9 protein-coding genes are annotated in these 7891 nt (G+C 39.8%); all 9 read left to right on the top strand.

The window, feature by feature from the left end:
• Positions 1 to 569 (top strand): hypothetical protein (locus AC1DOS_RS15960; protein ID WP_477538291.1); only part of this gene is annotated, 569 nt, incomplete at its 5' end.
• Positions 570 to 664: 95 nt separating this feature from the next.
• Positions 665 to 1276: a Maf family protein gene (locus AC1DOS_RS15955; RefSeq protein WP_108586436.1), complete on the top strand. Its 612-nt coding sequence runs from the start codon at positions 665 to 667 to the stop codon at positions 1274 to 1276.
• On the top strand, positions 1266 to 1964 hold the full coding sequence (radC, locus tag AC1DOS_RS15950; RefSeq protein WP_477538290.1) for a RadC family protein: 699 nt from the start codon (positions 1266 to 1268) through the stop codon (positions 1962 to 1964). The genes AC1DOS_RS15955 and radC overlap by 11 nt, the downstream gene beginning before the upstream one ends.
• Positions 1965 to 2058: 94 nt before the next feature.
• The gene (locus AC1DOS_RS15945) at positions 2059 to 3075 is read left to right on the top strand and encodes a rod shape-determining protein (protein ID WP_477538289.1); all 1017 of its coding nucleotides are present in this window, start codon (positions 2059 to 2061) and stop codon (positions 3073 to 3075) included.
• 14 nt (positions 3076 to 3089) lie between these two features.
• Positions 3090 to 3977, top strand: a complete 888-nt coding sequence (gene mreC, locus AC1DOS_RS15940; RefSeq protein ID WP_477538288.1) for a rod shape-determining protein MreC — start codon at positions 3090 to 3092, stop codon at positions 3975 to 3977.
• Positions 3974 to 4498 (top strand): rod shape-determining protein MreD, encoded by a 525-nt coding sequence (gene mreD, locus AC1DOS_RS15935; protein ID WP_477538287.1) that lies wholly within the window; start codon positions 3974 to 3976, stop codon positions 4496 to 4498. The genes mreC and mreD overlap by 4 nt, the downstream gene beginning before the upstream one ends.
• 25 nt (positions 4499 to 4523) lie before the next feature.
• Positions 4524 to 5195, top strand: coding sequence for a septum site-determining protein MinC (gene minC, locus AC1DOS_RS15930; RefSeq protein ID WP_108586431.1), 672 nt, complete (start codon positions 4524 to 4526; stop codon positions 5193 to 5195).
• Between the two features lies 1 nt (position 5196).
• Positions 5197 to 5994, top strand: a complete 798-nt coding sequence (gene minD / locus AC1DOS_RS15925) for a septum site-determining protein MinD (RefSeq protein WP_477538286.1) — start codon at positions 5197 to 5199, stop codon at positions 5992 to 5994.
• 95 nt (positions 5995 to 6089) lie between these two features.
• On the top strand, positions 6090 to 7022 hold the full coding sequence (locus AC1DOS_RS15920; RefSeq protein ID WP_477538292.1) for a nuclease-related domain-containing protein: 933 nt from the start codon (positions 6090 to 6092) through the stop codon (positions 7020 to 7022).
• The last annotated feature ends 869 nt before the right edge of the window (positions 7023 to 7891 follow it).

Genomic DNA, 7891 nt, shown 5'->3' with positions numbered 1-7891 from the left:
GAGTTGTGTCGATCGGTATATTTGCGATTTTAATTCAATGGCAAGACATCTCTACTGCCGAAAAAGCTGGAACTGCATCTGAGAATCCGGAGAAATCTGAACAAATAGCTGTAGATGCAACTGGCAAGGACGGAACGACTCAATTCTTTGCAAAACAACATGGAGTTTTTACGACTGCTGAAGGTGCGACAGAGCTATTGCAATCAAGTCCTGCTATGAAGTCTGCGGCCATTATCATTGCGGGCGGCCAGTACTATGTGTGGTCAGCAGCGAGTATCGTGGAAAGTGAAGTGAAAATCGAAGGTAGTACAGATTCGTTTGTAAAGCCGTTCCAGATAAATTCAGCAGCTTGTACAGAAAAAGCTATGAAAAATCTGCCTGTTTTCCTAGCAAATCCAGACCCGGCAAAATTTAATTTTGAGAGTACTGGAAATAAGGATGCAATTCCAAAGGATTGGACAGCTAATATTGCAGCTATATCAACACTTTCAAAGGATTTAAACATCATCCGTGTGCAACTTTTATCGCACTATTCTACTCAAAATGACTGCATCAAAATTGAATTTTGACGGTAGTTTAGTAGGCAAAATTGAATTATTGCCCTTTTGACACATTTTTCAACGGAGAAATAGTTCTGTATGATGTCAAAAAGGAGCTGATTTGAATGAAATTTAAGACAACCAAACCGTTAATTTTAGCATCTGCCTCACCGAGAAGAAAAGATTTACTATCGTTACTTGGTGCACCATTTGATGTGAAGACAATGGAAGTGGACGAGCACTCAGTTTTCGGTCTATCACCAGCCGAATTAGTTTGTAACATTGCCATGGAGAAAGGCTTACAAGTGGCGGAACACAATCAACAAGCGATCGTTATCAGTGCGGATACCATGGTATTTATCGACGACGAGGCATTAGGGAAACCGGAAAATGCGGAAATGGCGAAAAATCATTTACGCAGATTGTCTGGAAGAACGCATACCGTAATTACAGGTGTGGCTATTTATTTTGATGATATATGCAGCGTGTTTTTTGAGAAGACAAAAGTCACTTTCTTCACATTGTCCGAGGAATGGATTAGTAATTACGTAGCTAGTGGTGATTGTTTTGACAAGGCCGGGGCATACGGCATCCAAACCGTTGGCGCATTAATGGTAGAACATGTAAATGGAGATTACAACAACGTAGTAGGCTTACCAATTGCTGGACTTTATCGAGAATTAAAACATTTAGAACTTATTGAACACGTGACAGCTGGAGCGCGTTATGATAACTGATGTCAAACCAACGTTAATGATCCGAGATGTGCCAGCTTCTGATCGCCCGCGTGAAAGACTAATGAATCAAGGTGCAGCAGCTTTGTCAAATCAAGAGTTGATAGCGATTTTGTTGCGAACAGGCACAAAACAAGAATCTGTTCTACATTTAGCCAATCGAGTTTTAGTGTTTTTCGAACAACTGCACGAATTGAAAAATGCGACGATTGAAGAAATAATGTCCGTAAAAGGAATTGGGGAAGCAAAAGCAGTTCAATTACTCGCGGCAGTCGAACTCGGACGTCGCTTAGCTCAGCAACAAACAGATGGAAAATTCACCGTACGTTCCCCAAAAGATGCAGCCACTTTTTTAATGGCGGATATGACGTCTTTAAAGCAAGAAAATTTTGTTGTATTATTTATGAACGTTAAAAATCAAGTGTTACACAAACAAACTATCTTTATTGGCAGTTTAAATGCGAGTATTGTCCATCCACGAGAAATATTCAGGGAAGCGGTAAAACGTTCCGCTGCCTCGATTATTTGCGCTCATAATCACCCTTCAGGGAACCCGTCTCCATCACCTGAAGACATAGAGGTAACGAAGCGAATTCAAGAAGCTGGACAGATCATGGGCATCGAATTACTTGATCATGTAATTATAGGGGATCATCAATTTATTAGTTTGAAAGAAAAGGGTTACATGTGACACTGTGATTTTCTCTTTTTATCCGTTATAATCAAAGTTATGGTTTAAACTAAGCTAAGATTAACTGGCTAAGGATAGAAAGGAAGAACAAAACGTGTTTGGATTCGGAGCAAAAGATGTCGGGATAGACCTTGGCACAGCCAATACTTTGGTATTTATTAAAGGAAAAGGGATCGTATTACGCGAACCTTCAGTAGTAGCTAAAAACACAAATAATGGTGACATCGTGGCAGTAGGAAACGATGCTAAAAATATGATTGGTCGTACTCCAGGTTCAATCGTTGCCATTCGCCCAATGAAAGACGGGGTTATTGCGGATTTTGATATTACGACAGCGATGATTCAGTATTATTTAAAAGAAGCAATGAAAGCGTCAGGCGGTACTTGGAAAAAGCCAAACGTAATGATTTGTGTGCCTTATGGAATTACATCTGTTGAGCGTCGTGCAGTAATTGATGCAGCTCGTCAAGCTGGCGCAAGAGATGCAGTTACAATTGAAGAGCCATTTGCAGCAGCAATCGGTTCAAACTTACCAGTGTGGGAACCAACAGGTAGTATGGTGGTCGATATTGGTGGCGGAACAACTGAAGTTGCAGTTATCTCACTTGGCGGTATAGTGACAAGTGAATCAGTTCGTGTAGCTGGTGACGCTATGGATCATGCGATTACTAGTTATATTCGTAAAATGTACAACTTAACGATTGGTGAACGTACTGCCGAAGCTATTAAAATAGAAATCGGTTCTGCTAGAGTCATTGAAAACGTTGAGAAAATGGAAATTCGTGGTCGTGATTTAGTGACGGGTCTTCCAAAAACACTTGAAATCTCTTCTGAAGAAATTTCAGAAGCATTGAAAGAGTCTGTTACAGCAATTATCGATGGAGTGAAAAAAACATTAGAACAAACGCCTCCTGAATTATCTGCAGATGTAATGGAACGTGGAATCGTCTTAACTGGCGGTGGCGCATTACTTAAGAACTTGGACAAAGTGATTAGTGATGAGACAAGCATGCCGGTCTTCATTGCAGAGAATCCGTTAGACTGCGTTGCAATTGGTACGGGAATGGCGCTTGATCATATGAATATGATTCGCCAAAATTCTAAACATTAAGGAGGACCGTTCTAATGCCACAATTTTTTTCGAATAAGCGATTAATTTTGCTGCTTGTCGGGGTCATCTTTCTTGTGGCATTGATCAGCTTCTCTCTCAGAGATCGTGATAATGCGTCGTTACCTGAACAAATTATTAAAGATGTGGTTGGTTTTGGGCAATCTATTTTCTCAAAACCAACACAGTACATAACAGGTGTTTTCGATAATGTTGATTCTTTGTTAAATACGTATGAGGAAAATAAACGATTGAAAGGTCGTTTAGAAGAATTTGCGAAATTGCAAGCTGACGTCAACGATTTAGCATCAGAGAATACGAGATTAAGAGAAGTTGTAGACAAGCAAGACGATCTTCGAAAGTATGAACCGATTCAGGCAACTGTAATCGCAAGAAATCCTGATCAGTGGGAAGAAAAAATAATACTCGATAAAGGAGAAGTTCACGGAGTCGAAAAGAACATGGCAATTATGACTGCGCAAGGATTAATTGGAAAAGTTGTACTAACGACGCCATTTACTTCTACTGTTGAACTTTTATCGACACAAAATCCAAACTATCGTGTATCTGCGATGGTGACGGGCAAAAAAGAAGTATTCGGCTTAATAGAAGGATACGATGATGAGCGAAAAGAACTAATTCTAAAACGAATCGATTCAAACATTGAAATCAAAAAAGGTCAAAAAATCATGTCATCTGGACTAGGCGGGATTTTTCCTAAAGGTATTTTAATCGGGGAAATTACTGAAGTATCGACAGACGATTTCGGCTTAACTAATATGGCTTATGTTAAACCAGCAGCTGATTTTGCTCTACTTGACCACGTGATGATTGCGAAACGCGTTATGACAACCGTTGATGGGACAGATGGAGAAAATACTGCGATTGATGAGGATGAATCATGAAGCGTTTTATCGTTCCAGCCATTGCTGTCGTCTTATTTTATCTTGAACCCGTATTCGGGCTATTTTCTCCCTTAGACATTAATGGGGAGTATCGGTATTTAATCCCTCGATTTCTCATCATGTATTTGATATTCATTTCCATCTACTATAGTCGCAACCGCGCGATGGGGTATGCATTACTTTTTGGGCTCTTGTATGATGTGTTTTTCATTGATATTATTGGATTGTATTCATTTTTATATCCATTAATTTGTTTACTAGCTAGTTATATCGTGAAATTCATTCACCAGAGTTTATTGGTGACAACAATCGTGTCACTTGTATTAGTTGCTGGTCTTGAATTCGCGTTATTCCAATTCTTTTCATTTATTGGATTGACCGATATTTCGTTACAAGCTTTTGTTAGCGAACGTCTCATTCCAACGATGATTGCAAATTCAATATTCTTAGTGGTGCTAGGCTGGGCATTTAAATATGTAATCAATGCACGATTGTTGCAACGATTAAATCAGCCAAATTAATTCTACGCGTGAGGTGACGCATTTGATGACGAAAAAGCAACTAGTCTATATAAAAGGGACAAAAGACGGTCTAGTGCTTCGGCTTGATGATCAAAGCGCATATGCCGAACTGGTGGATGAACTAAAGCTAAAAGTTTCGGACGAAGGCATCGATGGACAAGCAGAGGTATTATTACAACTTGGAAATCGATACTGCTCAGAAGAACAAATAAAAGAACTCATTGCAAGCGTGCACACGTCTCCACATTTACGTGTCTCAAGAGTGCAAAGTGATGTGATTTCCATAGAAGAAAGCAATCGCCGCATCTTAGAGCGTCAATCGGAAACTTACGTCGGCATCGTTCGTTCTGGACAAGTTATCAAAGCAGAAGGTGATTTAGTTGTCGTAGGAGATGTAAACCCAAATGGCAAAATCATAGCTGGCGGCAATATTTTTGTGCTTGGCCGCTTAAAAGGTAGCGCACATGCAGGGGCGAATGGCAATAAAGAAGCAGTCATCGCGGCATCTTGGTTAGAAGCGACACATATTAAGATTAATGAAACACTTGAAACTATGACAGATGAATTGACGATTCTTTCGGAACAACCCGAAATGGAATGTGCATATTTGCATGCAAATGGCTTCATTGCAATCGATCGCTTACAAGAACTACGTTTATTAAGACCGCAATTATCTACATTTAAAGGAGGAAGCTAATGTGGGAGAAGCTATCGTAATTACTTCAGGTAAGGGAGGCGTTGGCAAAACAACAACAACCGCCAACCTTGGGACTGCATTGGCACTTCAAGGCAAGAAAGTTTGTTTAATTGATACTGATATCGGCTTACGTAACTTAGACGTTGTCCTTGGATTAGAAAACCGAATTATTTATGATTTGGTTGACGTAATCGAAGGCCGTTGTAAAGTTCACCAAGCTTTAGTAAAAGATAAACGTTTTGAAGACAAATTGTATCTACTTCCAGCAGCGCAAACAACAGACAAACACGCTATAAACCCCGCACAAATGAAAGAACTTGTAACGGAATTAAAACGTGACTACGATTATGTCATAATCGACTGTCCTGCAGGTATCGAACAAGGATATAAAAATGCAGTCGCTGGTGCAGACCGTGCAATCGTCGTTACCACACCTGAAATTTCAGCCGTGCGTGATGCGGATCGTATCATCGGTTTGCTTGAACAAGAAGATATTGCCCCGCCAAAATTAATTATCAACCGTATTCGTCAACATTTAATGAAAGCCGGCGATGCGTTAGATGTTAATGAAATTACTACACACTTATCCATTGATTTACTTGGCATCATCATGGATGACGAAAGTGTTATTACTTCTTCCAACAAAGGTGAGCCAGTAGTAATGGACCCAACAAACCGAGCAGCTCAAGGCTACCGCAACATTGCGCGTCGTATTTTAGGTGAATCGGTACCTTTAATGTCTATGGACGTGCAGAGAAAAGGCATATTCTCAAAAATAAAAGCCGTTTTTGCTAAATAAATTAGCTAAATCCTCCACTTTTGAACGAGTGGAGGATTTTTTTAGGAGGGATAAGACTGAATAATCAAAAAACATATGAGTTTAATGTGTTAAGAATGTGTGTAGTGTATTCGCGATTCAGTGATAAGCGATTGCTTAGTGAAGATTATCGGACGACGAAAGCAGGATTTGCTGGCGAAGATAAAGTATCAAGATTTCTAGAGGAAGTAGTTCTGACTCCCAAGGTTGAAATTTATCGAAATATCATGATAGACAATACACAAATGGATGTCATTGTAGTGACGCCAAAGATGATTTGTGTTTTGGAAGTGAAAAATATGAAAGGGGAGTTTTATTTTGATTCCATTTCAAAACAATTTTATCGAATAATTGATGGTAAAAAAGAAGGCATGAGAAATCCAGAACTTCAATTGCAACGAGCAGTAAAAGTATTACAGAGAAAATTAAATCTAAAAGAAGTTCAAATACCTGTTCAAGGTTTAATTGTGTTTGCAAGTCGAGCCGGGATTGTCATTCAGCGGCCAACACTTTTCAAATCTATTCCGATCGATGCCGTGTGCGATACGCTCGAAGAAATGGAAGTGAAAAGTAAAGAAATCATATCAAACGAGGAGTTGAAAAAAGTAAGTCATATTCTGAAACGTGGAACTTGTACTATCCATGATGACGTACTAATGGGACGATTGGGAATTGAACGGAAAGGGATTCGTCCAGGTGTCAAATGCAGAAAGTGTTTTGAAGTAGGGATGAAGCGAGTATACGCTACATGGGTATGCGGTTATTGTGGTTGTCACGACAAGGAAGCACATGTAGCGACATTGCAAGAATACCAACTACTATTTGGCAGCGAAACTACAAGTAGGGATGTGAAATGGTGGTTAGGTATTGAAAACAAAGATTTAACTTCGAGAATTTTAAAGAGTTGCATAGAGAAATATACCGGTAGTCATAAAAATAGAATATATACTTTGAAATTTGAACCATGGCGCTTGGAACCATTTTTAGCATTTGAAATGAAGAGGAGATAATCAATTTCAAAAGTTTGTTGGAGTAGCATTAACCTTCTAAATACAATGAAGTTAAAATCTTAATTTGGCAACCCAACGCTTTCGCGAAGGGCTGGTTTTTTGTGGGAAGAAGATTGAGTRGGAATTAGGAGGAAATTGGATAGTTGCGACAATAACGGAAGAAGTTGCGACAATACAGCTAAGAGTTGAGACGATACCACGAGAAGTTGCGCCAATACGAACAATAGTTGCGTCAATATCGAAGAAAGTTGCGGCAATACCCTATCCACGCAAAGTGTTGAAATCTTAATTAGGCAGCCCATCGCTTTCGCGAAGGGCTGCGTTTTTGTGGGAAGAAGATCGAGTAGCAATTAGGAGGAAATTGGATAGTTGCGACAATAACGGAAGAAGTTGCGACAAGACGAACTATAGTTGAGACGATACCACGAGAAGTTGCGATAATACGAGCAATAGTTGCGACAATATCRAAGAAAGTTKCGRCAATACCTATCCASACAAAAGTGTTAAAATCTTAATTCGCCAGCCCATCGCTTTCGCGAAGGGCTGCGTTTTTGTGGGAAGAAAATCGAGTGGGAATTAGGAGGGAATTGGATAGTTGCGACAATAACGGAAGAAGTTGCGACAATACGACCTATAGTTGCGACRATAACACGGGAAGTTGCGAYAAWACGASCAARAGTTGCGYCAATATCRAAGAAAGTTRCGSCAATMCCCTATCCACRCAAAGTGTTRAAATCTTAATTWGGCAGCCCATCGCTTTCGCGAAGGGCTGCGTTTTTGTGGGAAGAAGATCGAGTAGGAATTAGGAGGAAATTGGATAGTTGCGACRATAACGGAAGAAGTTGCGACAATACAGCTAAGAGTTGAGA

This window comes from Paenisporosarcina sp. P5_A11, from assembly GCF_056400705.1.
Note: the sequence above shows the minus strand (reverse complement) of the source record. Positions and strands in the feature narration are given on the sequence as shown.